This window comes from Ruegeria sp. CDSA079, assembly GCF_059612245.1.
Genome location: NZ_JBXWQF010000018.1, coordinates 11,671 through 36,955 on the forward strand (window position 1 = coordinate 11,671; position 25,285 = coordinate 36,955).

Below are 25,285 nucleotides of genomic sequence, written 5' to 3' on the forward strand. Positions count from 1 at the left end.
GCATCACAGCTGACATCAGGCTACTTAAGACCGTGTGAAACCGCCCCTTGAGAATGTGTAGAATTTTCTTATATTCCGGCAGTCTTCTTTAACCCGAAACGGAACTGCTCATGGCCCTCGATACCGAGACTCCGCTGAACTCGCTTGGTTTTGCAAAGCCACCCTCGGAAACGCGGGTGGTTGTTGCGATGTCGGGTGGCGTCGACAGCTCTGTTGTGGCGGCTTATCTGGCTGATCAGGGCTATGACGTCGTGGGTGTTACGCTGCAGCTTTATGACCACGGCGCAGCCCTGGCCAAGAAAGGCGCGTGCTGCGCCGGGATCGATATCCACGATGCCCGCCGCGTGGCTGAAGAGCGCGGCTTTCCGCATTATGTTCTGGACTATGAGAACATCTTCAAAGACGCCGTGATCGACGAATTCGCCGACAGCTATCTGGCGGGTGCAACCCCTGTGCCGTGCATTCGCTGCAATGAACGGGTGAAGTTCAAGGATCTTCTGGAAACCGCCAAGGATCTTGAGGCCGACTGCATGGCCACCGGCCACTATATCCAGCGCAAGATGGGCCCCAACGGACCCGAGCTGCATAGCGCCGAGGATGCGAACCGCGATCAATCCTACTTCCTGTTTTCGACCACGCCGGAGCAGTTGGATTTCCTGCGTTTCCCTCTGGGTCACCTGCCCTCAAAAGACGCAACGCGTGAGATGGCGGCGCAATACGGGTTGTCCGTGGCCGACAAGCCCGACAGTCAGGACATTTGCTTCGTGCCCAACGGCAATTATGCCAGCGTGATTGAAAAACTGCGCCCGGGTGCGGCAGAACCCGGTGAGATCGTTCACGCCGACGGTCGCGTTCTGGCGCAACATAATGGGGTGATTCACTACACTATCGGGCAACGGCGCGGTCTTGGCATCGGCGGCCTGACTGAGCCGCTGTACGTCGTTAAGCTGGACGTCGATAAGAAACAGGTTGTTGTCGGCCCCAAAGAGATGCTGGCTACACGTGTCGTTCCGGTGCGCGAGATCAACTGGCTGGGTGATGAATCCTTCACGTCGCGTGATGAATGGCACCTGAAGGTCAAGGTCCGCTCGACCCGCCCCCCGCGTGAAGCAATCATCCGCCCGCTGTCGAACACCACAGCCGAGGTCGAGCTGCTAACGCCCGAGGAAGGTATTTCACCGGGTCAGGCCTGTGTGTTCTATACAGGTGAAGGCAGCCGCATCTTTGGCGGCGGCTGGATCTGGCGTGGATACTAAGCCGAAACCGGTTCAACCTCGGTTTCGATCTGGATCTGAAGCGCATCGTTGAAGCGGTTGAAGGCACCGCACAAAGCGATGCGCCAGGTCAGCTCAACGATTTGCGCGTCCGCGAACCACTCCCGCAGGTCAGACACTTCAGCGTCCCGCATACGGCCGGATCGTGTCGTCACAGCCTCGGCATAGCGCACCACGGCTTTATCACAGGCGTCCAGCTCTGGATGATCCTCAACGTTCGGCAGACGCGCGGCGCCTTCTGGGCTCAGGCCTGCGACGGTCAGCAGCGGTGTGTGATGTGAAACGCAATAATCGCAGGCGTTGAGCTTCGATACCGTTACCATCGCCAGTTCCAGCGCTCGCCGCGGTAGGTTCTGCTGTTCGCGCAAGGTCGTTAGCATTCCTGTAACGTGGTCCAGAACGGGTGGACAATAAGCCGCCACACGTGCCCAGTTATCGAACGGGCCATACGCGCCCAAAGCCGCGTGGGACGCGCGCGCCTCTTCAGTCATCTCCTGATCCGACAATGGGGGAATGCGAGTCATGGCAAAGCTCCTTTATTGGCCAAGATACCCCAGGCCGCTGCCCCTACAACAGCCGGATAGAGATCACATATACGAGACACGACGCGTCTCCTGCCGATCACACAATATCCGTGGGCGAGTTGAAGAGAATATAAAGCCCGACACAGACCATGATATACGGGGCGATCCGATCCAAGCGGGCGACACGGGGGCCGAGGCTCTTGGCGCGAGGCGCACCCCAGGCCGCGACAGCAACAAGTGCGGTGGCTGCCGCGACAGCGCCAACCAGCGCAGCAACGCGATAAGTTGGTGCCGAGTCTGCAAGCAGAGGCGTCATAACCGCAAAACTGTCGATCGAGAGGCTCAGGAAAAGCGTCACCACCGAGGTCACGGCCCCTTTGGACTCTGTTTCCCGCGCTTCAACGTTGCGATACTGCTTCCAGATGCCGCGCAACCCAAAAACCAGGGGCACGATGCCCAGATATCCGATCCAGAACGGAATACCGCTTTGGTTCAGGCCAAGTGCCACGGTCATCGCCAAGGTCAGAACAAGTGTCTGGGCGACCGCAAAGCCAATGATGGCGCGGCGTTGTTCCATGACCAAAATCAGGCCCAGCAAGACGGCCAGATTGTCGAGATTGGTGGAGATCACCGCGATTCCGGCAGACACCGCGAACAGCGCATGATCAAGCATAGTCGACCTGCATTCTGTCCAGTACGGCCCGCGCTGCACGCAAGCCGGGGTCTTCGCCACCTCGACCCAATCTTTCCATGGTCAGGCTCATGGCATGCTGTTGCGCGTCCGGGGCGTTGACCACATTGCGCAAGGCGTCAGCAATCTTTGCGGGTTGGCAATCATCCAGCAGACATTCCGGCACTGCACGCGTATCTGACACCAAGTTGACCAGGGTCACAGTGTCCAGTTTGACCATCCGTTCTGCCATCTTCTGCGTCAGCCAGTTGAGTTTGTAGGCAATGACCATCGGCGTGTTCTGAGCTGCAAGCTCCAGCGACACTGTCCCCGACGCCGCAAGCGCCAAATCGGCGACGCCGAAGGCTGCGCGCTTATAGGCCAGCGCCTGATCCGCACCTTCGTGACGCGGCTCCAGCACAACCGGGCGTCCGGGCCAGTCCGCCACCCGTTCTTTGATAAGATCGGTTGTCGCGCCTACAGTCGGGATCACCACACGATAATCTGCATGGTCTTCCATAAACAACTGCAATGCCCCGCCGAACGCGTCCGCCAATCGTTCGATCTCGCCCCGGCGTGACCCGGGCAAGGCCAGAAGGATTGGCGCGTCGCCCAGATCAAAACTGCTTCGAAATGTTGCAATCTCTTCCGGGGTGGCAATCGGTTCACTGGCCACAGGATGGCCGACAAAGTCGCACTCCATCCCTGCCCGCTCCATGTACGGCGGCTCAAAAGGAAGCAGCGCCAGCACATGGTCAATAACCTTGGCCATCTTGTCGGCCCGTCCCGGTCGCCAGGCCCAGACACTCGGGGCGACGTAGTGAACCGTGCGGATGTTGCTTGCGGCCTTAACGATCTTGGCAACACGCAGACTGAAATCCGGGCTGTCGATGGTGATCAACACATCTGGCTTCGTGTCCAGCACGGCCTGCGCCGTTTCAGATATCCGGCGCTTGAGATGGAAGAACTTCGGCAGAACTTCTACAAGGCCCATGACCGAGAGTTCCGACATGGGAAACCGGCTGGTCAGACCCTGCGCCGCCATCAGCGGGCCACCGATCCCGTCAAATTCAACATCGGGGATCAGAGTCTTCAGCCCCTCCATCAACGCGCCGCCCAGCCGGTCGCCCGAGGGTTCACCGGCGACCAGAAAGACACGCATCAGACCGCCCGCTCGCGGACGTACAGAAACAGACCCAGACGGTTGCACTCGGCGATGACCTGCTCTTGCCGCAACACAAGCACACCGCCTTTTTCCAATACGATCCCGGTCAACCCAGCCGCGACCGCGTCACTGACGGTATCGGGTCCTATGGCAGGCAAGTCGGCGCGCCGGTCCTGATCGGGTTTGGGCCCTTTGAACAGAATACCTCCGCCCGCATCCGGTCGTTGTGTCAGAGATTGCAGCATCCAGGCGGTGCCAAAAATTCCTTCAATCGCCAGAGCCTGGCCATTTAACACAGCGCAGGCTTGCCCTGTATCCGCAGCCCCCATTGCACGCAGAATACCAGCAGCACGGTCGGCATCGGCCATGTCGGCCTCGGACGGCTGCGTATCCGTCAGGCACCCCAGAGGCGGAAGCAAACCGGGCGCAATTTCGTGCGCGGCACGCATTTGCAGCCCTGCATTTTCAAGAATCCCGATGACCGCACGCAAAGCGCCGTCATCGCCGGACATGATCGCCCTTTGGATTACCGGAACCAACGGCAGGGTCGCTGCGTCAATGCGACTTGGGTCAATGGGCGGACGCCGAACGGCACCGGCCAGACAAATCTGGGTCACGCCTCGTGCTTTCAGATCAACAATGAAGCTGCCCAACTGCTCCAGCGGAAACACGACATCTGCGTTCAGATCGTCAGGCAAAAACCCTTCCATTGCGCAGATCAAAGGTCGGTCGGTCAGCTGAGCCACAACTTCGGTTGGCAGCGCCCCTGTTCCCGCAATCAACGCCAGCATAAGCTTACTTCCCCGGTGTCAGGAACGAGCGGTCACTGTGCCCGGTGACAAAGTCGACGATCCGCTGCACGTAATCGCTTTCATTGCCTTCGCCGATCCGGGAGGCACGGTCCATGAAGGTTCCATCGCCTTCGGACAATTCCTTGAACGCAGCGCGCAGCGCCGAAATATCCTCGCGCGAGACGCCTTTACGTTTCAGACCCACAAGATTCAGGCCGTCCAGCTCACCACGTGATGCCTGCACGAGGCCATAGGGAATAACGTCCTTGGGCACCATGGTCAGCGCACCAATAATCGCGCCACGCCCGACTCGCACCCATTGATGCAGGCCCGAGATGCCACCGACAATCACATCGTCTTCAACGATACAGTGACCAGCCGCACCTGCATGGTTGACCATGATGACGCGGTTGCCGATCTGCACGTCATGAGCCACGTGAACGCCTGCCATCAGTAGGCAATCGTCCCCGATCCGCGTCACGCCGCCACCTCCATCGGTGCCGGTATTGATCGTGACATGTTCCCGAATGCGGTTCCGTTGTCCGATTTCGAGTCGGGTGTTTTCGCCACCGAATTTCAAGTCCTGCGGGATTTCACCAATTACCGAGAAATTGAAGATGACGGTGTCTTCGCCAACCGACGTATCTCCGGTGACGACCACATGAGATTTCAGCTCAACCCGATCCGCCAGTTTGACATGCGCACCTACGTAGCAAAACGGACCGATGGTGCAGTCCTGCCCGATCTGAGCGCCCTCTTCGATAATTGCGCTGGGATGGATTCCGCTCATGTTGTTTTTTCCATGTCCCAATCCACATAGGCCGAAAACTCGGCCTCAGCCGCCACTTCGCCTTCAACCGTGGCCCGGCCGCTGAACTTGAAAAGCTTGCCGCCCTTTTTGCCGCGGACTGTTTCGACGTGCATCTCAAGAACGTCACCCGGCACAACCTTGCGGCGGAACTTACACTTGTCGATGCTCATGAAATAGATCAGTAGCTCAGTATCGATGACATCCATGCCAACACCCAGCATGACACCTGCGGTCTGGGCCATGGCTTCGACAATTGTGACGCCCGGCATGATCGGCGTGCCCGGGAAATGTCCCTGAAAATGCGGTTCGTTCATGGTCACATTCTTGATACCACGAGCCGACTGATAGCCCGAGATGTCTACCACCTTGTCGACCAGCAAAAACGGATAACGATGCGGCAGGATCCTCTGGATCAGCTGAATGTCGGCGCTTTTGGTTTCCGTGGTCATTGATCAGATATCCCGTTTTGGATGTTTCTTTTCCGCGTGGTTAGCAATACGGCAATCCAAGGGCAAGCAGCCCTATTCGCCGTTGTCCTCTTGCAGCGCGCTGCCATCACCGATTGCAGCATCGATACGGGCAATAGCGGCCTCGGTAATGTCGGCCGTGCTGACGACCACATTGGAACGTTCGATCATCACGCTTGCACCAAATTCACGCAGCAAGTCTACGAGGATGGGACGGACGATCTCAAAAAAAGTCTGTTGCGCTTTTTCGCTGCGCTGGGCCAGCGCATCCAGTTTGGCGCGCTGGCCTTCGCGATGAGACTGAACCTTGACATCAAATGCCTCGGCCAGCGGGCGAAACTCCTCGGTCGGCAAGGATGTTCGCTGTTTTGTCAGTTGCTTTTCTTCCTGGCTGAGCTCAGCCACGATCCGTTCGTTTTCTTCGGCCAGCAAAGCGCTTTCCGTTTCGACTTCACGTAGAACGCGCTGACCGAACGCTGAATCCGAAAACAGCTTCTCACTGGACAGCGTGACGACACTGGCCTGAGGCACCCCCAGCTGCTGTGCCTTCGCGACAGGAGCACCAAAAAGGACCGAAAAAACACACAGGGCCCGCATTGGGCCCCGTGCTATCATCAAGAGCTTGTTCAGCATCTGCGATCAGAACCGGGCCTGAATGGTCAGGTCAAAGTTCTGTTCCTTGTCGAAAGATTCTTTCTTGAGGGGCTGTGAAAAGTTGAACTGCAGCGGTCCGAAAGGCGTTTCCCACAGAACCGATATACCAATTACATGACGGATCGAGCCATTTGCGCCGACGATAGTTGCACCTGCAGTGTTCACATTGTCGATGTTGTAAAGGTTGCCAACATCATAGAACAAGCCACCGCGCAGCCCCAACTCTTCGGGCAAACCCAACGGGAAGTCGGTTTCGAACCGGGCAACCCAATAGTAGTTGCCACCGATAGCGTCATCCTGACCATTGGACAAATCACGTGGGCCAATACCGGCAGGTTCAAACCCGCGGAAAGTGTTGGGCCCCAACACGAAACGGTCGACGGCACGGCTGAAATCATTGCCAGTCCAGTTCAAAGCGCCAAGCTCAACCGTGGCCCGCAAGACAACTTCTTCGTTCCAAACGCGGGTTTGGGCAATACCACGCGCCGTGGTCTTGAAGAACTTGTTGTCTCCGCCAAGACCGGCCGCATCAACACCCACTTCGAACAGAATGCCCGAGTTCGGATCCAGACCACCGCGTCTGCTGTCATACACGTAGGACAGTCCCAGAGTGCTGGATGTCCGCTTGCCCTGTGCAATCTCTGACGAGATCACCGCGCCGTTTACCTCGTTGTCCTGCTGCGTCATCTCGCTGCGATCCCAACCATAACGCAGTCGCAGTGACGAAAGTTCGCCAATGGCATAAGTCAGCTGTGGGGTGAAGAACAAAGAACTGGTGTCATAGCTGGCAAAGCCCGAGTTTGTTCCCGACAAACCCAAACCCAGGTCAAAACGCAGTTTTCGGCCCAACAGGTAAGGTTCGGTGAAGCTTATCGAGTATTCCTCCGAATCCTGCGCGGTCGAAATCGTCAGACCAAGGTTCTGACCACGGCCCAGGAAGTTGGATTCGTTCAGACCAATTGCGATCCCGAAACCGTCCGTCACCGAGTAGCTACCACCCAGGCTGAGCGAACCGGTGGGTTGTTCTTCCACATCCACATCCAGGATCACCTGGCTGGGTGACGACCCTTCACGCGGCTCGACATCCGCGTTGGCGAAGAAGCCCAAAGCATTGATCCGTTCGGCAGCCTGACGAATTTCGCGGGGGTTGAACGGGTCGCCCTCTACCGTGTCAAACTGACGGCGGATGACGCGGTCCAGCGTGGTGGTGTTGCCTTCGATATCGATCCGTTCAACAAAGATGCGCGGACCTTTTGTCAGTACGAATTCCACATCCAGTGTCAGGTCGCGGTCATTGCGCGTGATACGCGGCTCGACCCGCAGAAAGTCCACGCCTTGCTTGACGCCCAGACGTTCCTGGCGGGCGATCGAGTTTTCAATCAGCGTGGGCGTATAGGTCACGCCCGGTTTGATCTTCAGCGCATCTTGATAATCGGCGGCGTTGATGCCCGGAATTTCGCTGACCGTCGTGATTTTGCCGAACGAGAATTTCTGACCTTCGGTAACGTTCATCACCAGAAAGAATGCATCCCGCTCGCGGGTAAACTCGACATTGGCACTATTCACACGGAAATCGATATAGCCGCGCGACAGGTAGAAATCGCGGATGACCTGTTTGTCGAACTCGATGCGGTCGCCGATAAACGTGTCGTTACGGAAGAAAGTCCGCAGGAATGTCGCCTGTTTGGTCTCAAGAACGCGGCGCAAACGGCGATCCGAAAAGGCCCGGTTGCCGACAAAGCTGACACGCTCAACTTCGATGGTTGTACCTTCCGATACTTCGAAAACCAGATCGACACGGTTATCACTGCGGCGAATGATCCGAGGGATGACAGTTGCGGCCACCCGGCCCTGTGCCGAATACACTTCGGCTATAGTGTCTGCATCCGATTCAGCGACCTGAGCGGTAAATACGCGGCGCGGTTCGGATTGAATGACGTCGAGCAGAACGTCGTCTTTGACGCGTGAGTTTCCTTCGATGCTGATCTGGTTGATCGTGGGGTATTCCTGAACTTCGATGACCAGAGTCGTGCCACTTGGCGTTAGCTCAACTGTTTCAAATACACCACTGTCAAGCAAACGCTGATAGGCGTCATTGATCTGTCCGGCTGTGACCGTCTGGCCCGGTTCGATTCCCGTTCGGGCGATAATCGTACCGGTTTCGATCCGGCGGTTGCCCTCAACCTGGAAGGAGTTGATCGTGAAGTTCTGCGCCTGCGCAGCGTTCGGAAATGCGGTCGAACTCGCTGCAACAAAAAGGAAAAGAACCGTTAGCGCCTGCCACAAAATATTGTTTGTCGGCATTTGCCCCCCGCAGGATGTGCCCGCGTCTCGCCTGTCAGTCATTTTGCGCTCTACCCAGAATTTTACGTCTTTAATGCTGAGTAACGGGATTGAATGAGCTTGTCAAAAGGCGAAATAGAAGCACTCGGGCACGCAGCCAGATCGGGGGGAGTTGTCGATTTAAGTAAGAATCACAATCCGGCCAGATAGACACCGGCTAAGTAAGCTGCACATGCCAGCGCCAGAGCGGTCATCGCAAAACTCAAAAAAACATCCCAGTTCAAAAGGAACAGAAAGCTGAAGCCCTGGTAGGATTTTTTGAGCGCTTTGGTCATGGCAATACCCTTTTCAACGCGAAAGACTATAGCCGTGAAATAAGGCGGGAATGCGGCCCAATTCTGCGCCGCGCGCCACAATCAGCAGAACAGATCGTTACTGACCGACAAAACCATCAGCGAGAGGATAAAGGTGATTCCAAGCGCCATGAGAATCCGAAGCGCTCTGTCACTGGGTGGTTTGCCGGCGACAGCTTCATAGGCGTAGAACACCAGATGACCGCCGTCCAAGGCTGGGATCGGGAACAGGTTCAGCAAGCCGACAGCTGTCGAGAGAACAGCGATGAAGAAGATAAAGTTCTGCGCCCCCTGGCTGGCCATCGCGCCCGAGGTTTCGGCAATCCCAATCGGACCGGAAATGTTGCAGGTACTGATCGCACCCGTCACCATATGCCACATACCAGACAGAGACCCTTCGATAATGCGACCCGTCTGAATGAAACCACCACGCAGGGAATCGTAGATACCAGCGGGTTCCGTTGCTGGGTCCAGCATCATGCCGCCGACAATCCCGATCCGCCAATGTGTGACGAAACCACCTTCCGGTTTCGGTTCATCCGTGCGGCGCGGGGCCAGAGCAAACTCCAGGTCCGACCCTTCCCGCCAAACATCCAATAACAGAACCTTTCCATCCGAGCTTTCGACGAAGTCCTTCAGCTGATCGAAGGCATAGATAGGCTCGCCGTTCACGGCGGTGATGACATCCCCCTGCTCAAGCTGGATATCCATGGCAGCACTGCGCGGAGCCACCTGTCTGATCAGCGGCGGGAACATCCAGGGGGCCTGAACATCCATCGTTTCGCCATCGCGGATTACCGTATAGTTCAGAACCGGTTCCACGAGCAGCGCATCGATGAAATCCTGCCAAGCACCCTCTTCATCATAATCCGGTGTCGGGATGCCTGCGATTGCAGTGATCACATCGCCTTCCCGCAGCTCCTGTACCGTCCCGGGCAGAGGTTGCAGAGAACCCACGGTCAACGGCTCGCGCGATACCCCCTGGGACCAAAAGATCATACCAAAGACCAAAATGGACATGGCGAAATTGAACGCCGGTCCAGCCGCCACTGTGGCAGCCCGCGCCCATAAAGGGGCCCCATGCATGGTGCGCCGCAACTCTTCCGGGCTTTGGGTCGCGATCTCGCCCATCGCCTCGTCATCCTTGCCCGACGCGGCATTGGCATCACCCAGAAATTTCACATATCCACCAAATGGTAACAGCGCGATCTGCCAGCGGGTGCCACGCTTGTCGACACGGCTCCACAATACCGGCCCGAACCCGATCGAGAATACCTCAGCATGGATGCCTGACCACCGTCCGACAATGTAATGACCGTATTCATGCACGGCCACGATGACCGACAGCGCGATGACAAAAGCCACAATCGTCCAAAGAAGATTGCCAAATTGCGGTATCAGCGAAAGTACGTCCAAAATTCTATCCTGCTCGTTCCACCACGGTGTCATCGACCCATTGTCGTGCCAAATGGTCCGTTTGCTGTACGTTATCAAGGGTCATCGGGGCATCAATAAGGCTGTCTGCGACATCAAAGCGGTCCAGAACCGCCGCCACAGCATCTGCCATGTCAAGAAATCCGATCCTGCGCGCAATGAAATGGTCCAACGCACGTTCTTTGGCGGCGTTGAAAACAGCGCCCGCCAGACCACCACGATCCATAACATCCCACGCCAATTTCAGCGCAGGATACCGCGTCAGATCCGGTGCCTTGAAATTCAACTGCCCCAGTTTCGCAAGATCAAGTTGTTTCACAGGAAGCTCACGCCGTTCTGGCCAGTGCAGGGCATACCCGATGGCATGACGCATATCTGGTTCGCCCATATGGGCCATCATCGCACCATCCCGAAACCCGACCATCGCATGCACAATCGATTCCGGGTGAACCAAGACCTCGATTTGTTCAGGCGAAACGGCAAAGTACTCATGGGTTTCAATCACTTCCAGAGCCTTGTTGAACATGGACGCGCTATCGATCGTAATGCGCTGTCCCATGTCCCAATTCGGGTGACTGGACGCCTGTTCAACCGTTGCATTGGCCAGTTCTTCCAACGGCCAGTCGCGGAAAGCGCCGCCGCTGGCCGTAATGATCACACGCTCCACCGCGCCGATGTCCTCTCCGACCAGCGCTTGAAACACGGCTGAATGCTCGCTATCGACCGGCAGCAATTGCGCGCCGTGCGCCTTGGCCGTGCGCAAAACCAAAGACCCGGCACAGACCAGCGTTTCTTTGTTGGCAAGCGCCAGCGTTGCCCCCTGTTTCAGCGCTTCAAGTCCTGGTGCCAGTCCCGCGGCACCCACGATGGCAGACATGACCCAATCCGCAGGGCGTGCGGCAGCTTCCGCAATCGCACGTGCCCCTGCCGCCGCTTCGACGCCGCTGCCGGCCAGAGCTGTACGCAGATCATCCAACCTGTCTTCATGCGCCGTCACAGCCAGTTCGGCCCCCAAACGGCATGCATCATCGGCCAGCTTCTGGATGTTTAAGCCGCCCGTTAAAGCCACGACCTCGTAGTCGTCTGGCGCGCGGGCGATCAGGTCGATTGTGTTTTGCCCGATCGAGCCCGTGGATCCGAGAATAGAAACCCTGCGCATTACATTCCACCTGGCGCATAGATCAGCCCCGCGATCAGAACAAACAAGGCAGCGCCCATCATACCATCAAAGCGATCCAAAAAGCCGCCATGGCCCGGGATCAGGTTTGAACTGTCTTTGACTCCAAACTTGCGTTTGACCGCACTTTCGACAATATCACCAGCCTGACTGGCCATTGAGGCCAAAACCGAAACAATAACGAAGGCCACTCCGAAACCGGCATGGGCCGCAAAGACAATCCCGACGCAAGCAGCAGCCGCCCAACCCCCTGCCGTACCCGACCATGTCTTTTTCGGACTCACCTTAGGCCAAAACTTGGGGCCACCTATCGCTTTGCCTACAAAATAGCCTGCAACATCCGTCGCAACCACGACCGCAATCAGCCAAACCATCCAGCCAAAGCCAGAATTCTCACGGATCGAGATAAAGCCTAGTCCAGCCCCAACGATCCAAACTGCAAACAACGCATACAGAATTTTCGACCGGCTCAACTGCCCCATACCCACCAAGGCGGGCGCGATCACCACGGGCAGTGTATAAACTGGCGGCAAATGATAGCTCAGCAGAACCGACGCGCTTGTAAGAATACCCAATTGAACGGCCACGCCAGGGCTTTGGGGCTCGATCATGCGCACCAATTCCCAGGCCATCAAACCACAGGCGACCGCAATAAAGGTTTCGAACCACACGCCACCCAGCCACACCTCAATCGCGCCGATCGCGACCAGTACCGCTGCCGAAAGAACTCGCGCCGTCAGGTCAGACCATCGGCCCTCGCTCATGCCAGAACCGCTCCGAACCGGCGTTCTCTCGAGCCGAAATTGCGACATAGCCGTTCAAGCTCGGTGGCGGTGAAATCCGGCCACAGGGTATTGATGAACTCATACTCAGAATAGGCGGACTGCCACAAAAGAAAGTTTGAAATTCGCGCTTCACCACTGGTACGTACGACAAGATCGGGGTCAGGAAGTACACGCGTATCCAGATACTTAGGCAACGTCTCCTCATCCACCTCGTCAGGTTTCAACCGTCCTTCAGCGACATCCCGCGCCAGTCTTTTCGTGGCGCGCGCCACTTCATCCCGGCCACCATAGTTTAGCGCCACGGTCAGATGAACGAGGTCATTGTTCTTTGTTTCTTGTTCCAGAGCATCCATCAATTCGGTCAGTTTTGTGTCCAACCGCACGCGGTCACCAATAAATCGTACGCGTACGCCGTTTTCAGCCAGCGTCCGGGTTTCTTTGATGATGTACCGGCGAAACAGGCTCATCAGCCCCGCCACTTCAACCTGTGTCCGCTTCCAGTTTTCAGTCGAAAACGCAAAAACGGTCAGATACTTGATCCCCAATCTTGGGCAGGCTTCGACGATCTCGCGAACCCGACGCGCACCGGCGTGATGACCGAACAGCCGGGGGCGGCCACGCGCCTGAGCCCAGCGACCATTGCCATCCATGATGATGGCGACGTGACGCGGGCCGCAGAGCAGTTCGGGTTGGGGATCTTTGGGCATCAAACCAGCTCAGACCTGCATGATTTCGGCTTGCTTGGTTTCAAGTGCTACATCAACCGCCTTGATCATCTCATCCGTCAGATCCTGAACTTCGCTTTCCCACAGCTTCTGATCGTCTTCCGACATTCCGTCTGCCTTGGCTTTCTTGATCTGGTCCATACCGTCGCGACGCACATTGCGGATCGCAACACGCGCGCTCTCTGCATATTGCCCGGCAACTTTACCCAGTTCGCGGCGGCGTTCTTCGTTCAGTTCGGGAATCGGCAACATGATGATGGTGCCGTTCAGCTGAGGATTGATACCAAGGCCGCTTTCGCGAATGGCCTTTTCTACCTTTCCAACCAGTGACTTATCCCACACATTTATAGTCACCATTCGGGGCTCGGGCACGTTTACTGTGCCCACCTGGTTGATCGGCGTCATCGAGCCATAAGCGTCAACCATCACCGGCTCAAGCATCGATGCCGAAGCACGACCCGTGCGCAGCGAGGCAAATTCGGTTTTCAGATTGGCCATGGCGCCATCCATGCGGCGCTGCAAATCATCGATGTCCAGTTCGAAGTCGTCAGACATGCTGCTCACTCCCCGTATTCAGGTACTCTTTGGATGGGTCTTACGCCATCACAATTGGGATGTATAGCAATCATGGTCGGGAATTGTATCAATGGCCAGAGGTGTTGCGACCATTTTGTACCAACTTGACACAGCTCCAGCCGAGTGACCTCGGCCAGAGCTGCCCGGATACCCAAATCTATGCGTTCACATCAACCACAACGCGGCCCTTGACCTGCCCTTTCAGGATATCGGCACCCAACTGAGGCAGATCCGAAAGTGCGGCGGGCTGGACCATCGCGTCCAACCTGTCCATCGGCAAATCAGTGGCGATCCGCTTCCAGGCGCGCAACCGGTTGCCATAAGGCTGCATCACGCTGTCGATCCCCAACAGGTTCACTCCACGCAGCAGGAACGGAATCACCGTCGCGGGCAGCGCCGCGCCCCCGGCCAAACCTACCGCTGCAACCGAACAGCCATATTTCATCTGACCCAGAACACGCGCCAGCATCTCGCCACCCACTGCATCCACGCAGCCAGCCCAGGCCTCGCTTTCCAGCGGACGTTTGGTGGTCTCGTTCAGGTCATCGCGCGGCACAATGGTCGTCGCCCCCAATGACTTCAGATAGTCACCGGTTTCGGGCCGCCCGGTTACTGCGGCAACCTCATATCCCAGATTGCCCAGAATGGCCGTGGCGACCGACCCGACACCGCCAGCAGCCCCTGTTACCAGAACCGGCCCTCGATCCGGGGTCAGCCCGTGATCCTCCAGTGCCATGACCGCTAGCATGGCCGTGAAACCGGCGGTACCGACAGCCATGGCCTGCCGCGCGTCCAACCCGTCAGGCAGCGGGACCAACCAATCGGCCCGCGCATTGGCTTTCTGAGAGTAGCCGCCCCAATGCGCCTCACCGACACGCCAGCCGGTCAGAACAACCTTGTCACCGGGTTTGTAGCGATCATCTGACGAAGCTTCGACCGTACCGGCAAAATCGATGCCCGGCACATGCGGATAGGCCCGCACCAGCCCGCCCCCTTTGGGAGACAGGCAAAGACCGTCCTTGTAGTTGACCGTTGAATACTCAACAGCAACGGTGACTTCACCTTGCGGCAGATCATCTTCCGACAACTGTTTGACCGATGGGCTCGCCAATCCGCTTTCTTCGTCCTTCTCCATCACCAGAGCATTGAACATTTTCAAATCCTTTCGTGTTTCTGCGCCTAGCCCGGTTCTTCACCTGGCCCAAAATATCCCGGGGGAGTCGCGTAGCGACGGGGGCAGCGCCCCCAACCCCCCTTTAAATCCAAAAATGCGCCTGCACGGTTGCGCGACGCATTCCATCCGGTGTTTCCACGTCCAGTTCCGTTCCCGCTTCCCAGTGGCTCAATCGCACCATGCCAATCGCCACGTTGGTTTTGAAATCAGGCGACCAGGCGGCGGACGTCACCTGACCGACCCACTTTCCGTCCGCGTAAAGACCCCAAGGCCGATCGCAGCCCGGCACAGGATCGCCCGCAATCGCGATAGGTCGGATTTGCTGAATGGGCCCTTCCTTGGCCACGCGCAGCAACGCGTCGCGACCGATGCAGCCGATGGCCGTGTGTGTGTTGCAGAATTTGCCCAAACCACATTCATGTGGGGTGTTGTCATCAGTCATGTCATTGCCATAGGACAACAAACCGCCCTCGATCCGCTCGATCAGGTTTGGACAGCCTGCACGCACCCGAAGATCTTCGCCTGCACCAAACAACGCGTTCCAGAGGGGCATACCAATGTCGCTGCCCTCAACATAAATCTCAAACCCGCCCTGTTTGGAATAACCCGAGCGCGCCACGGCCAGATCGCGCCCTTCAAATTCGAACATATCGAACTTGAAGAACCGGATGTCCCGTACTCGGTCTCCAAACACGCGGGCCATAAGCTCATCTGCCTTGGGGCCCTGAACCGCAAGCGGCGATACATCCGGTTCGTCCACCAACACATCCAAACGATACCCTACGGCGATCCCTTTGACCCACAGCAACAAGTCACTGTCAGCAATCGAGATCCACCAACGGTCTTCAGACAGTTTCACCGCCACGGGATCATTCAGCATTCCACCCGTTTCATCAACGATCGGCACATAGAAACACTGGCCGGGCAACATCCCTCGCAAGTCGCGCGGAGTCAGCATCTGCATCAGACGTGCGGCGTCCGGCCCGCGCAGTTCAACCTGACGTTCACAGGCCACATCCCACACCTGCACATGGGTCTTCAAATGCCGGTAATCGGCCTGAACGCTTTCGAAAACAGTGGGCAACAACATACGGTTATATACCGTATACCCCTTGACCCCAGCGGCTTCGACCCCATCCGAGAATGGCGTGCGCCTCAGGCGGCGAGAAGCAGATATTTGCGGCATTCAAACCTCCTGTGGCATGAAGACAAGATCACTGACGGGTGCTTGAGATCCAGCCTCGGTCAGCATTTTGTGCAATTGTCCGCGGTGGTGGGTCTGGTGGTTGAACATATGGATGACGCAACGCGCGTAAGGTAAAGTAATGTCGGCCTGTTTCGCGGCCGAATACCATGTGAACGGACCTGTCAGAGGTTCATCCTCCAGGGTTTCCGCCCATTTGATGATCCGCGCGTCGATCTTTTCACGCAGGGGCAGCCACGCAAGCAAGTCGGGGCACAGATACACGCTTTCATGAATACCACCGCCTGCGCGGTGAACGTTGCTTTCCGGTCCGTCCCCATTTTCAAAACGAGACATCCAGATCCAATCACCCCAAAGCAAATGGTTGGCTGTGCCCAGTATCGAGCCAAAAAAAGCACCACGTTCGAGGATCAGTTCTTCGTGAGAAAGTGCCTGAAAGAACTCCGCCAACTGCTTGTTTTGCCAATGATTGTACTGCGCCATCTCACGTGCGTATGCGCCGGTGATCATCACTTTGGCCCGCGCCAGTCAATCGGGCAAATTTCTGCTGACTTTCCGCCAAAGTCCCAAACCCGACCGTAATCACGCACTTTCGATTTCGTGCCCCGTGCCACGATAATGTCCGGTCCCATCCAGTATTTCGAGTTCGATACCATGACAGGATGCTCTGGATCTTTACCGCCGAGCATCTCGATCTCGCCCTGAATCTTGCGACCTATCATGATACGACGCTTGGTCCCGTCGCGTTCAATCTGAACCGGTGCGCGCTCGGCCCCTATGATCTCGCTGACCAGCATGGTGAAAAGCCCGGTGGTACCGCCCGCTTGTCCGCTGAAGATTTGCAGTAAACCATTGTAGGCCTTACCGCTGGCCCGTTCGTCGACATACGCCGCCACTTTCCACTGACCTTCGCCCATCCGGCCCGGAATATCGACCAGCAGTCCGACATTCAGCCCCGACAGATCTTCGCCCTCGTAATGTCCTTCATCAACGATGATGCCCATCCAGGCATGGCAATGGCCCTCGGTCGGAGGATGCGCGCCCAGCGACACAACACAGGGGCAGAACACATCGCACGAGCAGTTCAGGATCAATTCGCCTTTGATCGCCCATTCAGTCGGGCTCATCTCGCGCCGTTTAGGGTTTGGCATCCGGCTGTCGATCCGCTGGCTGATGGGCAACCTATCGGCTTCTGGTTTTCTGTTTTTTGCCATTGGCTTAACCTCCGTAGCTAATTGGATAGACGAGCAGGACCAGACCGCCCGCTATTAATGCAAACCCCATGGGCCGCGTTATCGCGTGCCCGATCTGGGGGAGTTTTTCCAAAACCATGAACAGCGTCGCGAGACCCATCCACAACAGGCTCATGACACCGCCCACAAATCCCAGCGCCATAAAGCCCCAGCAGCAGCCGACGCAAAACACGCCCAGGCCTAATCCCATGCGAACACCACCCGCGAAACCGGTTTTCCAGTGGCCTAGAAAATAGGTCATAGGGGCGTGACAGACTCCGTGGCAGACCTCTTTCGCACGGGTGAACTGAAAGGCCCCAACTGCGATCATCAATCCGCCCGCAAGCCAGCCGGACTTGGTTATGCCCAGCATATCGACCACACCGCCAAACAACAAAACCAGCTGAATTCCTGCAATCAGAGCCGCAAATCCAACCCAGACGATCGAATACCCCGCCAGAACGCCCATCCAGCCCGCACGGCTGCCATTGGCGCTGCGGATCAGGTCGTCATAGCTTCGCAGGGTTGGTACAAGCGTGGGCAGCATCATCGCCGCCATCATGATCGCCCACATTGAGAACAGCGGCCCAAACTCGGCCATCGGCATATACATGTCCATGCGCGGGTCCATGGCCGCCATGGCCTGCCCCATAGGCCCTGGGCGACCGATCATATCAAGGTCCATGTCCCGGCTCATTGAAAACATGACCCACCACGCCCACAAGATCAGGACATAAAAGCCCAGCCACATTCCGCTGCGCAGCCACGTACGACTCACTTCGGCCTCCCGACTCAACTCCCTTGCTTTTCAAATGTCAGACTTTTAAATGTCAGACAAATAAAAACTTGCCCGAGGTCCCCTGAAGATGAAAGCCGCGCCCCGGAAAACCGCTGACCTGTCCGCCCAGATCGCGCAAGCCATTCGGGATGCGATTGTGTCAGGTGAGCTAATCGTCGACGCACGCCTGCCTTCCGAGGCTGAGCTGTCCGATCAATTCCAGGTCTCACGCCCAACCGTGCGTGAAGCGTTGAAACGGCTTGCAGCACAATCCCTGATCCGCACACAACGCGGCGCGTCAGGCGGCGCTTTTGTGAACCGGCTGAGTTTTGAGGACGCCTATTCCCAGCAGGTCACGACCTCGATCCTGCTGCTTTCAATGAACGCCGTCAGCTTCGATACCGCCTGCGAGGCGCGCTATGCTCTGGAAAGAGCCTGCGCCCCGTTGTCTGCACAGCGACGCACAGCGGACCAACTGGCCACTATGCGAGCCGAGATTTTCCGTCAGTCCCAGCCCGGTCTGACGGATGAAGCATTTTGCGCTTCAGATGTCACCTTCCACCGTGCGCTGGTGGACGGGGCGGAAAATCCGGTGCTGTCTTACCAACTGGCCGGAGCTGTAGAAGCGATGCAGCCGCTGATGAACATGATCACCTTCACAGCGCGGTCCCGCGAGGAAATTATTACGTTGCACTCCAGAATAACCGACGCGCTTGAGGCACAAGACGCTGCAACCGTGGACTCAGCCCTGATCGATCTGGAACACTATACCCGACAGCTGGCACAGGATGTGGTCGAGAGCAAACGCAAACCCGCCTAAAGGCGCACACGCACTCAGCAGACGAAAGGCAGAAGAGCAGGTAGAATGTCACCCGGCGCAAGACCGGAACTCTCAATACGAATTGAAGACCAATGACTTACGGGAGGACGTTATGAACACTAGACCGGACCCAACCTTTTATCCATCCGCCAAACTTGCGATGGAGGGCCCCACTGAAACGCTTGCTTTCACCTTGATGCTAAGCCCTGATTTTTCGCAGCCCGACGGGCTGGCGGTTGTGAATGTCGATCCGACATCCGACGATTTCGGGAAGATCGTACATCAGGTGATCATGCCAGAGAAAGGCGACGAGTTTCACCATTTCGGTTGGAACGCGTGTTCATCCGCTTTGTCACCGCTGACCGGGCACGCCTTTTTAGAACGACGCTATCTGATCATCCCAGGTATTCGCTCCAGTCGGATATACATCATTGATGTTAAAAACCCGCTCGAGGCGAAGATTCACAAGATCATCGAACCCGAAGAAGTCTTTGCAAAGACTGGGTATTCCCGCCCGCATACGATCCATTGCGGACCCGAAGGCATCTATGTCAGCACACTGGGCGGTGGTGGTCCCGACGGCACCGACGGACCTCCGGGCATTTTCATCATGGATTGCGAGAGCTTCGAGATCATCGGGCGCTATGAGATCGAACGCGGTGTGCAGGACAAGCACTATGATTTCTGGTGGAACCTGCCGCGGGATTACATGGTCAGCTCTGAATGGGGCCTGCCCCCGCAATTCGAAAACGGAATCGTTGCCGAAGATCTGCTGTCGAACAAATATGGCCACCGCATCCATTTCTGGAACCTGCGCAACCGGACAAATATCCAGACCATCGATCTGGGCGAAAATCACCAGATGGCGCTGGAAATCCGCCCGGCCCATGACCCGGTCAAGCAGTACGGGTTCTGTGGCGTTGTTGTGGATACCACCAACCTGCAAGGTGCGATCTTCACCTGGTGGCGCAATGATGACGGCACATTCGAGGCCAAAAAGACCATCACCATCGATCCGCAACCTGCTGATCCGGATGATCTGCCAGATTTGCTCAAAGGGTTTTCGGCTGTGCCACCTCTTGTCACCGACATCGATCTCAGCCTGGACGACAAGTACCTCTACGTCTCGTGCTGGGGCACAGGAGAGATGCACCAATACGATGTGTCGGACCCGATGAATCCCAAACTGGCGGGCATGGTTGAAATCGGGGGGATCGTAAAGAAAACCAAGCATCCGAATGGCCAGAATTTTGGCTATGGCCCTCAAATGGTTGAAATCAGCCGCGATGGCAAACGCGTCTACTGGACCAATTCGCTCTATTCCACATGGGACGATCAGTTCTATCCCGGCGAAGGCGGCGCGGCCATGGTCAAAGCGGATGTTGGCGAGAACGGCGGGCTGACGCTGGATCCGAAATTCTGGGTCGCGTTCCCTGACGGCTATCGCAGCCACCAAATCCGATTAGAGGGTGGAGACTGTTCGACCGACAGCTTCTGCTACCCATCGGTCTGAGTTGGACGTTTTGATGACATCAACGGCCGGCCTTTGGCTGGCCGTTGTTCTGAGTGGCGCCTATCACGGTCTGAACCCCGGCATGGGCTGGCCGCTGGCGGTATCATCTGCCTTGATGGAACAACGCCAATCCGCCCTATGGCAGGCGCTGGCGGCTTTGGCAGGCGGGCATTTCGTGGCCATGCTGGGGGTGTTGCTGCCTTTTGCCCTGATGACGGTTCTGGTCGATTATCAGAAAGAAATCCGAATCGGAGCTGCGCTGATCGTCATCGGGATGGGGCTGTTCATCGCCATCACCCGCCGCCATCCCCGTTTTCTGTCACGTATTCCTCCAAGCAAACTGGCGTTATGGTCTTTCCTCGTCGCGCTCGCCCACGGGGCCGCCCTGATGCTGGTTCCAATCTATCTGGGTCTGTGCGCTGTTGATGAACTGGACGCTGGGCATCAAGCAATTTCTCAGATCATGACAACCAACACCCTACTGGTTCTTGGTGTTGCCGCGTTGCACACGGCCGCCATGGTTCTGGGCGGAGGTCTGCTGGCCTTCGCCGTCTATCGCTGGCTGGGCCTGCAGGTTCTGACGCGCAGTTGGTTCAACCTGGAACTCATCTGGGCGCTGAGCCTTATTCTGGTCGGAGGTCTTGGCCTTTGGTCCGCGCTCGGGTGAGCTTGTACTTTGTTTTGAAACGCGCTTTGTCCTCGGCAAGACAAATACGGAGCTTCCAAATGCAAGACCAAACCCGCCCAACCGAAATGCTGCGTCTGGGCAGGAACAAAGACTGGCAGGCCGCCACCACCCACGCCTTCACGCGCGAACTGTCCGACGGCACCCTGCCTCAGGACAAGATGCGTTGGTACTTGCGGCAGGATTATCAGTTCGTAGACGGGTTTGTGCGCCTGCTGGCCAGTGCCATCGCGCACGCTCCGACACTCGCAGACAGCGTGCCTGCCGCGCAGTTTCTGGCGGTGATCACTGGCCCCGAGAACACCTATTTCCTGCGTGCCATGGAAGCTTTGGGCACAGAACCCAGCACTGACCCCGCGCCTGCCACACAGGCGTTTCAGGACCTGATGGCCGAGGCGGCAGCCTCTGGCCGATACCAGAACATGCTGGCCGTGCTTGTTGTGGCCGAATGGGTCTATCTGAGCTGGGCCAGCCCGGAAAATCCACCCAAAGACGGCTTGCCCTTCTGGTTTGCCGAATGGATCGCGCTACATGCGGGCGAAGGCTTTGAAAGCGTGGTCGAATATCTGCGTTGCCAGTTGGACAAGGTCTGGCCCACGCTGGATGCGGCTGAACAGGCCGAGGTCACGCGGTTGTTCCATCGCGCGGTCGAACTGGAACGCGATTTCTTTGACGCGGCCTACGCGGCCTGAACCACAAGGGGGCCGGAATGGTCACAACATTGAACGTCATCGCCGCCTTGCTGACCGTTGGGTTCGGCGCGTTTGGATTTCTGGCCCCGGCGCACACAGCGTCTGCTTTGGATCTGGCGCCCACCAACAGCACAATGGGACTGTCCGAGATGCGCGCCTCGGTCGGCGGATTGTTTGTTGTGACCGGACTTGTCGTGATCTGGCTGAACAATCCGATGGCCTATGTGATGCTGGGCGTTGTCTATTCCGGGGCGGCTTTGGGCCGGTTCGTGTCGATTGCACTGGACAACCCGCCATTCGCCAAGGCGTTGATCTTTGGGGGAATTGAGCTGGTTCTGGCGGTTTGGCTGATTGCTGCGAACTATCACAAAGCGTCTTAACCGGCTTAAGATTTAAGCGGTTCAGACGCCATTCCGAGTTTGCATCCGCCCATCACCTCACCTATATAAGACATGTCCTTCTGGACTATGGACATAAACGCGCTCGTAATAAGCGGATCGGACCCGGGGGCGGTACCCGGCGGCTCCACCAATCATCCTTCGTTTGGGGATTTTGGGGCCGAAACAGGATCGACGAACGTCTAAAGGGGTTAGCTTTGTCTCGGCTGTCTGCCACCGTTACCGGCGAAAATAGTACAATTGCAAACGACAATCGTGCTCCGGTTGCAGTTGCTGCGTAAGCAGTAACAAGACCGAAATCTAAGCCCTTGCGCCTAGCCGCGTAAGGCGGGGTTCGCAGGTACCTGGCAACAGAAACCTGCATAACCCCCAATAGGTCTGATTTTATTGCCCTGCTCTGCGCGCATTCAGAGTTTGTTCATTCCTGCCTGTCATCATGCCCTCACTTGGACAGGAGAACTGGGATGACAAATTCAGAGATACTCAGAACATGGTATTCTGAGGTTTGGGAAAACGGAAACACCGAGGCGATCGATCAGTTCTTTGCACCTGAAACAACGGCGGAAGGGCTGATTCCTGAAATGCAGGTCGGTGCTGACGATTTCCGTGATCTGGTCACGGCCTTCCGCCATATCCTCGGTGACATCAAGGTAGAGCTGCCCAAGATAATCGAAAACGAAGATTGGGTCTCGGCCATCCTGCATGTGCATACGTCCCGCGCCGACAATGGCGCACCGCTGGAAGTGACCGGTCAGGTAATGGCGCGGTTCAAGGACAACAAAATGGTTGAGGCGTACAACCACTTCGATTTCGTCTCGTTTTTTGAAGAACTGGGCCAGTTTCCCGCAGACACCCTGCCCGTTTGCATGACCGGGCAAAGACTGGACTGGGCCTGAATCCAAAGCAATCTTGACCCCAACGGTGCTTGCACGGTAGCAAGAGCCATGGGGTAAAATTGCGAACGCCCCGTGAGGCGACAGCCTAAGTTTCGCATGTATCCGAAATAGCTCAGGAGACATGCCATGGCTGCACCCAATTCAATAACACCGAAACAACTATTGCGCCTGATCGGAACGTCCCAGGCGCCGGTCTTGGTCGATATCTGCGTGGATGCCGACTTTGACGACGATCCTTTTTTCATCCCAGGTTCCGTTCGCCATGCCGCCAAAGATCTTCCGGGGCTTCTTGACGTCATTGCGGACCGCCCCAGTGTCATCATCTGTCAAAAGGGTAAAAAGCTGAGCCAGGGTGTCGTGTCATGGCTTCGAAGCGAGGGTCAGCAGGTCGAGTATCTGGAAGGTGGTATGTACGCATGGCGAGATATGCCGGGCGCTCCACGTATTCCCGCCTCTGCTATTCCGCCGTTCCACGACCGCGGAACCCTATGGGTCACACGACATAGGCCCAAGATTGATAGAATTGCCTGCCCCTGGCTGATCCGCCGGTTTGTGGACCCTAATGCACGTTTCTTATTCGTCGCCCCGTCAGAGGTTCAAAGCGTCGCCGATATCTTTGGTGCGGTCCCGTTTGATATCAATGATACGTTTTGGAGCCACCGCGCAGACAAATGCACATTTGATACGATGCTCGACGAGTTCAACCTACACTTGCCTGCGCTGGATCGTTTGGCAACCGTCGTTCGCGCAGCAGACACCAATCGACATGACCTCGCACCAGAAGCCGCGGGATTGCTGGCCATCTCGGTCGGACTATCCCGCCAATACCGTGATGATCATGAGAATCTGGACGCAGGATTGTCTGTTTATGACGCCCTGTATCGCTGGGCCCGCGACGGCTTTGATGAAAGACATGACTGGCCAGCGGAGCGTCACACATGACGCCGACACTGAATGAGTTGGTCAAAGTATTTGGTCGTATCGGCCTGTTATCATTCGGCGGTCCGGCGGCACAGATATCCCTGATGCATCAGGAATTGGTTGAACGTCGACCTTGGCTGGATGAACAGACCTATCTGCGCGCCTTGTCACTGTGCATGTTGCTGCCGGGCCCCGAGGCGATGCAACTGGCCACCTATGCCGGCTGGCGCTTGCGTGGGGTCACCGGCGGCTTAATCGCCGGCAGCTTGTTTGTCTTGCCCGGAGCCTTGATTATCGCGATCCTGGTCGCGCTTTATGTTGCGTTCGGAGATGTTCCGTTGGTGCAGTCGGCCTTTATCGGCATCAAGGCCACCGTCATCGTGATCGTCCTGCAGGCGCTGCGCAACCTTTCGCGCAAGGCTATGACGGACAAGGATCATCGTATCATCGCTGCGCTGTCCTTCCTGTCCATTTTCCTGCTGAACCTGCCCTTCCCGCTGATCATTTTTGCTGCCGCACTTTGGGGATATGCGACATTCAGAGGCCCGTTCGAACCACCTGAGCCGAACCAAACATCGCAGCTTGCACGCTCTGCCCGAACGGCCGCTATCTGGCTGCCGCTTTGGCTGGGCCCGCTGGTTGCGTTAACCCTCAGCGGTCATCAATTGCTGAGCGATCTGGGATGGTTCTTTGCGCGACTGGCCGTTGTTACCTTTGGCGGCGCTTATGCGGTGTTGGCCTACATGACGCAAACGGTTGTGGATCAGTATCACTGGATCAGCACAGACCAGATGATTGACGGGTTGGGTCTTGCCGAAACGACACCCGGCCCACTGATTCTGGTGACGCAATTCGTTGCGATGCTTGCGGGCGCGCTGAGCGGAGGTTTCGGCCTGGCGCTGGCTGCAGGGGCCGTCGCGCTTTGGGCTACATTTGTGCCTTGCTTTCTGTGGATATTTCTGGCTGCCCCCTATCTGGATCGGTTGGCCGCACGCCCGCGACTGTCTGCGGCTCTTCATGGCATCACCGCGGCTGTTGTAGGCGTGATTCTCAACCTCTCCGTGTGGTTTGCCCTGAACGTTCTATTCGAATCAGTCCCACACATATCCTGGGGTCCGCTGGCAATACCCGTGCCGCAACTTTCTCAGCTGGACTTCACAGCTTTGGGCTTAACTATTCTGGCTGGGGTCTTGATTTTTCGAGTCAAATTGGGGATGGGCATGGTGTTGGCCCTGATGTCCGTCGCCGGGCTGGCCGCTCACAATATCTGATCAATCCGGCCA

Annotated in this window: 28 protein-coding genes and 1 other RNA gene; 10 read left to right on the forward strand and 19 right to left on the reverse strand. The window is 57.0% G+C overall.

Annotation, left to right across the window (positions count from 1 at the left end; all coding sequences use genetic code 11):
* Positions 1-110: 110 nt before the first annotated feature.
* Complete coding sequence (gene mnmA / locus AC2FJZ_RS16780) at positions 111-1,256, forward strand: tRNA 2-thiouridine(34) synthase MnmA (RefSeq protein ID WP_496779059.1); 1,146 nt, start codon at positions 111-113, stop codon at positions 1,254-1,256.
* On the opposite strand, the gene AC2FJZ_RS16785 is transcribed toward mnmA, so the two are convergent.
* The 19 genes from AC2FJZ_RS16785 to AC2FJZ_RS16875 all read right to left on the reverse strand — a co-directional run bounded on the left by AC2FJZ_RS16785 (position 1,253) and on the right by AC2FJZ_RS16875 (position 18,050).
* Positions 1,253-1,798, reverse strand: coding sequence for a carboxymuconolactone decarboxylase family protein (locus tag AC2FJZ_RS16785; protein ID WP_496779060.1), 546 nt, complete (start codon positions 1,796-1,798; stop codon positions 1,253-1,255). The genes mnmA and AC2FJZ_RS16785 overlap by 4 nt on opposite strands.
* 97 nt (positions 1,799-1,895) lie before the next feature.
* On the reverse strand, positions 1,896-2,471 hold the full coding sequence (locus AC2FJZ_RS16790) for a hypothetical protein (protein ID WP_496669837.1): 576 nt from the start codon (positions 2,469-2,471) through the stop codon (positions 1,896-1,898).
* Positions 2,464-3,630 carry a lipid-A-disaccharide synthase gene (gene lpxB, locus AC2FJZ_RS16795; RefSeq protein WP_496669835.1) on the reverse strand — a complete coding sequence of 389 codons (1,167 nt, stop codon included), beginning with the start codon at positions 3,628-3,630 and terminating at the stop codon, positions 2,464-2,466. The genes AC2FJZ_RS16790 and lpxB overlap by 8 nt, the downstream gene beginning before the upstream one ends.
* Complete coding sequence (locus AC2FJZ_RS16800; RefSeq protein ID WP_496779062.1) at positions 3,630-4,424, reverse strand: LpxI family protein; 795 nt, start codon at positions 4,422-4,424, stop codon at positions 3,630-3,632. Before AC2FJZ_RS16800 ends, lpxB begins: the two co-directional genes overlap by 1 nt.
* Positions 4,425-4,428: 4 nt before the next feature.
* Positions 4,429-5,214, reverse strand: coding sequence for an acyl-ACP--UDP-N-acetylglucosamine O-acyltransferase (gene lpxA / locus AC2FJZ_RS16805; RefSeq protein WP_496779063.1), 786 nt, complete (start codon positions 5,212-5,214; stop codon positions 4,429-4,431).
* The gene (gene fabZ, locus AC2FJZ_RS16810) at positions 5,211-5,684 is read right to left on the reverse strand and encodes a 3-hydroxyacyl-ACP dehydratase FabZ (RefSeq protein WP_050602398.1); all 474 of its coding nucleotides are present in this window, start codon (positions 5,682-5,684) and stop codon (positions 5,211-5,213) included. The genes lpxA and fabZ overlap by 4 nt, the downstream gene beginning before the upstream one ends.
* Before the next feature lie 72 nt (positions 5,685-5,756).
* Entirely contained in the window at positions 5,757-6,299 is a 543-nt protein-coding gene (locus AC2FJZ_RS16815) for an OmpH family outer membrane protein (protein ID WP_496779065.1), read from the reverse strand.
* A 42-nt stretch (positions 6,300-6,341) separates the two neighbouring features.
* A complete protein-coding gene (bamA, locus tag AC2FJZ_RS16820; RefSeq protein ID WP_496779066.1) occupies positions 6,342-8,702 on the reverse strand; it encodes an outer membrane protein assembly factor BamA in 2,361 nt (786 codons plus the stop codon).
* A gap of 128 nt (positions 8,703-8,830) precedes the next feature.
* On the reverse strand, positions 8,831-8,974 hold the full coding sequence (locus AC2FJZ_RS16825; RefSeq protein WP_172677849.1) for a hypothetical protein: 144 nt from the start codon (positions 8,972-8,974) through the stop codon (positions 8,831-8,833).
* An 81-nt stretch (positions 8,975-9,055) separates the two neighbouring features.
* A complete protein-coding gene (rseP, locus tag AC2FJZ_RS16830) occupies positions 9,056-10,408 on the reverse strand; it encodes an RIP metalloprotease RseP (protein WP_496779067.1) in 1,353 nt (450 codons plus the stop codon).
* A 4-nt stretch (positions 10,409-10,412) separates the two neighbouring features.
* Positions 10,413-11,585 carry a 1-deoxy-D-xylulose-5-phosphate reductoisomerase gene (dxr, locus tag AC2FJZ_RS16835; protein ID WP_496669821.1) on the reverse strand — a complete coding sequence of 391 codons (1,173 nt, stop codon included), beginning with the start codon at positions 11,583-11,585 and terminating at the stop codon, positions 10,413-10,415.
* A complete protein-coding gene (locus tag AC2FJZ_RS16840; protein ID WP_496669819.1) occupies positions 11,585-12,367 on the reverse strand; it encodes a phosphatidate cytidylyltransferase in 783 nt (260 codons plus the stop codon). The genes dxr and AC2FJZ_RS16840 overlap by 1 nt, the downstream gene beginning before the upstream one ends.
* Positions 12,364-13,095, reverse strand: a complete 732-nt coding sequence (uppS, locus tag AC2FJZ_RS16845) for an undecaprenyl pyrophosphate synthase (RefSeq protein WP_496669817.1) — start codon at positions 13,093-13,095, stop codon at positions 12,364-12,366. Before uppS ends, AC2FJZ_RS16840 begins: the two co-directional genes overlap by 4 nt.
* Positions 13,096-13,104: 9 nt before the next feature.
* Positions 13,105-13,668, reverse strand: a complete 564-nt coding sequence (gene frr, locus AC2FJZ_RS16850; protein WP_050602391.1) for a ribosome recycling factor — start codon at positions 13,666-13,668, stop codon at positions 13,105-13,107.
* A 178-nt stretch (positions 13,669-13,846) separates the two neighbouring features.
* On the reverse strand, positions 13,847-14,842 hold the full coding sequence (gene acuI, locus AC2FJZ_RS16855) for an acryloyl-CoA reductase (protein ID WP_496669815.1): 996 nt from the start codon (positions 14,840-14,842) through the stop codon (positions 13,847-13,849).
* 103 nt (positions 14,843-14,945) lie between these two features.
* Positions 14,946-16,049, reverse strand: a complete 1,104-nt coding sequence (locus tag AC2FJZ_RS16860) for a dimethylsulfoniopropionate demethylase (protein ID WP_050602389.1) — start codon at positions 16,047-16,049, stop codon at positions 14,946-14,948.
* Complete coding sequence (locus tag AC2FJZ_RS16865; RefSeq protein ID WP_050602388.1) at positions 16,050-16,577, reverse strand: DinB family protein; 528 nt, start codon at positions 16,575-16,577, stop codon at positions 16,050-16,052.
* Complete coding sequence (locus AC2FJZ_RS16870) at positions 16,577-17,281, reverse strand: DUF1326 domain-containing protein (protein ID WP_050602387.1); 705 nt, start codon at positions 17,279-17,281, stop codon at positions 16,577-16,579. The genes AC2FJZ_RS16865 and AC2FJZ_RS16870 overlap by 1 nt, the downstream gene beginning before the upstream one ends.
* 4 nt (positions 17,282-17,285) lie before the next feature.
* Complete coding sequence (locus AC2FJZ_RS16875) at positions 17,286-18,050, reverse strand: DUF2182 domain-containing protein (protein ID WP_496779141.1); 765 nt, start codon at positions 18,048-18,050, stop codon at positions 17,286-17,288.
* 115 nt (positions 18,051-18,165) lie between these two features.
* Between AC2FJZ_RS16875 and AC2FJZ_RS16880 the strand changes: the two genes are divergently transcribed.
* From AC2FJZ_RS16880 to chrA, 9 genes are all read left to right on the forward strand, one after another.
* Positions 18,166-18,897, forward strand: a complete 732-nt coding sequence (locus tag AC2FJZ_RS16880; protein ID WP_496779068.1) for a FadR/GntR family transcriptional regulator — start codon at positions 18,166-18,168, stop codon at positions 18,895-18,897.
* Positions 18,898-19,009: 112 nt separating this feature from the next.
* Positions 19,010-20,410: a selenium-binding protein SBP56-related protein gene (locus tag AC2FJZ_RS16885; protein ID WP_496779070.1), complete on the forward strand. Its 1,401-nt coding sequence runs from the start codon at positions 19,010-19,012 to the stop codon at positions 20,408-20,410.
* Between the two features lie 13 nt (positions 20,411-20,423).
* Complete coding sequence (locus AC2FJZ_RS16890; RefSeq protein ID WP_496779072.1) at positions 20,424-21,077, forward strand: hypothetical protein; 654 nt, start codon at positions 20,424-20,426, stop codon at positions 21,075-21,077.
* Between the two features lie 59 nt (positions 21,078-21,136).
* Positions 21,137-21,787, forward strand: coding sequence for a TenA family protein (locus tag AC2FJZ_RS16895; RefSeq protein ID WP_496779074.1), 651 nt, complete (start codon positions 21,137-21,139; stop codon positions 21,785-21,787).
* A gap of 17 nt (positions 21,788-21,804) precedes the next feature.
* Positions 21,805-22,167, forward strand: coding sequence for a DUF4345 family protein (locus tag AC2FJZ_RS16900; protein ID WP_496779076.1), 363 nt, complete (start codon positions 21,805-21,807; stop codon positions 22,165-22,167).
* A gap of 35 nt (positions 22,168-22,202) precedes the next feature.
* Positions 22,203-22,550: a transfer-messenger RNA gene (gene ssrA / locus AC2FJZ_RS16905) on the forward strand.
* Between the two features lie 99 nt (positions 22,551-22,649).
* Positions 22,650-23,081 carry an ester cyclase gene (locus AC2FJZ_RS16910; protein ID WP_496779078.1) on the forward strand — a complete coding sequence of 144 codons (432 nt, stop codon included), beginning with the start codon at positions 22,650-22,652 and terminating at the stop codon, positions 23,079-23,081.
* Between the two features lie 126 nt (positions 23,082-23,207).
* Entirely contained in the window at positions 23,208-24,023 is an 816-nt protein-coding gene (locus AC2FJZ_RS16915) for a chromate resistance protein ChrB domain-containing protein (RefSeq protein ID WP_496779080.1), read from the forward strand.
* Complete coding sequence (chrA, locus tag AC2FJZ_RS16920) at positions 24,020-25,273, forward strand: chromate efflux transporter (protein ID WP_496779081.1); 1,254 nt, start codon at positions 24,020-24,022, stop codon at positions 25,271-25,273. Before AC2FJZ_RS16915 ends, chrA begins: the two co-directional genes overlap by 4 nt.
* The last annotated feature ends 12 nt before the right edge of the window (positions 25,274-25,285 follow it).

Excerpts from the sequence above, each read along its gene's own strand:
- AC2FJZ_RS16800 (WP_496779062.1), bottom strand. The coding sequence starts at position 4,424 with ATGCTGGCGTTGATTGCGGGAACAGGGGCGCTGCCAACCGAAGTTGTG.
- AC2FJZ_RS16885 (WP_496779070.1), top strand. The coding sequence starts at position 19,010 with ATGAACACTAGACCGGACCCAACCTTTTATCCATCCGCCAAACTTGCG.
- uppS (WP_496669817.1), bottom strand. The coding sequence starts at position 13,095 with ATGCCCAAAGATCCCCAACCCGAACTGCTCTGCGGCCCGCGTCACGTC.
- AC2FJZ_RS16900 (WP_496779076.1), top strand. The coding sequence starts at position 21,805 with ATGGTCACAACATTGAACGTCATCGCCGCCTTGCTGACCGTTGGGTTC.
- acuI (WP_496669815.1), bottom strand. The coding sequence starts at position 14,842 with ATGTTCAATGCTCTGGTGATGGAGAAGGACGAAGAAAGCGGATTGGCG.
- AC2FJZ_RS16880 (WP_496779068.1), top strand. The coding sequence starts at position 18,166 with ATGAAAGCCGCGCCCCGGAAAACCGCTGACCTGTCCGCCCAGATCGCG.
- AC2FJZ_RS16915 (WP_496779080.1), top strand. The coding sequence starts at position 23,208 with ATGGCTGCACCCAATTCAATAACACCGAAACAACTATTGCGCCTGATC.
- AC2FJZ_RS16875 (WP_496779141.1), bottom strand. The coding sequence starts at position 18,050 with ATGTGGCTGGGCTTTTATGTCCTGATCTTGTGGGCGTGGTGGGTCATG.
- AC2FJZ_RS16825 (WP_172677849.1), bottom strand. The coding sequence starts at position 8,974 with ATGACCAAAGCGCTCAAAAAATCCTACCAGGGCTTCAGCTTTCTGTTC.
- AC2FJZ_RS16865 (WP_050602388.1), bottom strand. The coding sequence starts at position 16,577 with ATGATCACCGGCGCATACGCACGTGAGATGGCGCAGTACAATCATTGG.
- chrA (WP_496779081.1), top strand. The coding sequence starts at position 24,020 with ATGACGCCGACACTGAATGAGTTGGTCAAAGTATTTGGTCGTATCGGC.
- lpxB (WP_496669835.1), bottom strand. The coding sequence starts at position 3,630 with ATGCGTGTCTTTCTGGTCGCCGGTGAACCCTCGGGCGACCGGCTGGGC.
- dxr (WP_496669821.1), bottom strand. The coding sequence starts at position 11,585 with ATGCGCAGGGTTTCTATTCTCGGATCCACGGGCTCGATCGGGCAAAAC.
- AC2FJZ_RS16860 (WP_050602389.1), bottom strand. The coding sequence starts at position 16,049 with ATGCCGCAAATATCTGCTTCTCGCCGCCTGAGGCGCACGCCATTCTCG.
- lpxA (WP_496779063.1), bottom strand. The coding sequence starts at position 5,214 with ATGAGCGGAATCCATCCCAGCGCAATTATCGAAGAGGGCGCTCAGATC.
- fabZ (WP_050602398.1), bottom strand. The coding sequence starts at position 5,684 with ATGACCACGGAAACCAAAAGCGCCGACATTCAGCTGATCCAGAGGATC.
- frr (WP_050602391.1), bottom strand. The coding sequence starts at position 13,668 with ATGTCTGACGACTTCGAACTGGACATCGATGATTTGCAGCGCCGCATG.
- AC2FJZ_RS16890 (WP_496779072.1), top strand. The coding sequence starts at position 20,424 with ATGACATCAACGGCCGGCCTTTGGCTGGCCGTTGTTCTGAGTGGCGCC.
- AC2FJZ_RS16870 (WP_050602387.1), bottom strand. The coding sequence starts at position 17,281 with ATGGCAAAAAACAGAAAACCAGAAGCCGATAGGTTGCCCATCAGCCAG.
- AC2FJZ_RS16910 (WP_496779078.1), top strand. The coding sequence starts at position 22,650 with ATGACAAATTCAGAGATACTCAGAACATGGTATTCTGAGGTTTGGGAA.
- AC2FJZ_RS16815 (WP_496779065.1), bottom strand. The coding sequence starts at position 6,299 with ATGCGGGCCCTGTGTGTTTTTTCGGTCCTTTTTGGTGCTCCTGTCGCG.
- bamA (WP_496779066.1), bottom strand. The coding sequence starts at position 8,702 with ATGACTGACAGGCGAGACGCGGGCACATCCTGCGGGGGGCAAATGCCG.
- AC2FJZ_RS16785 (WP_496779060.1), bottom strand. The coding sequence starts at position 1,798 with ATGACTCGCATTCCCCCATTGTCGGATCAGGAGATGACTGAAGAGGCG.
- AC2FJZ_RS16895 (WP_496779074.1), top strand. The coding sequence starts at position 21,137 with ATGCAAGACCAAACCCGCCCAACCGAAATGCTGCGTCTGGGCAGGAAC.
- mnmA (WP_496779059.1), top strand. The coding sequence starts at position 111 with ATGGCCCTCGATACCGAGACTCCGCTGAACTCGCTTGGTTTTGCAAAG.
- AC2FJZ_RS16790 (WP_496669837.1), bottom strand. The coding sequence starts at position 2,471 with ATGCTTGATCATGCGCTGTTCGCGGTGTCTGCCGGAATCGCGGTGATC.
- AC2FJZ_RS16840 (WP_496669819.1), bottom strand. The coding sequence starts at position 12,367 with ATGAGCGAGGGCCGATGGTCTGACCTGACGGCGCGAGTTCTTTCGGCA.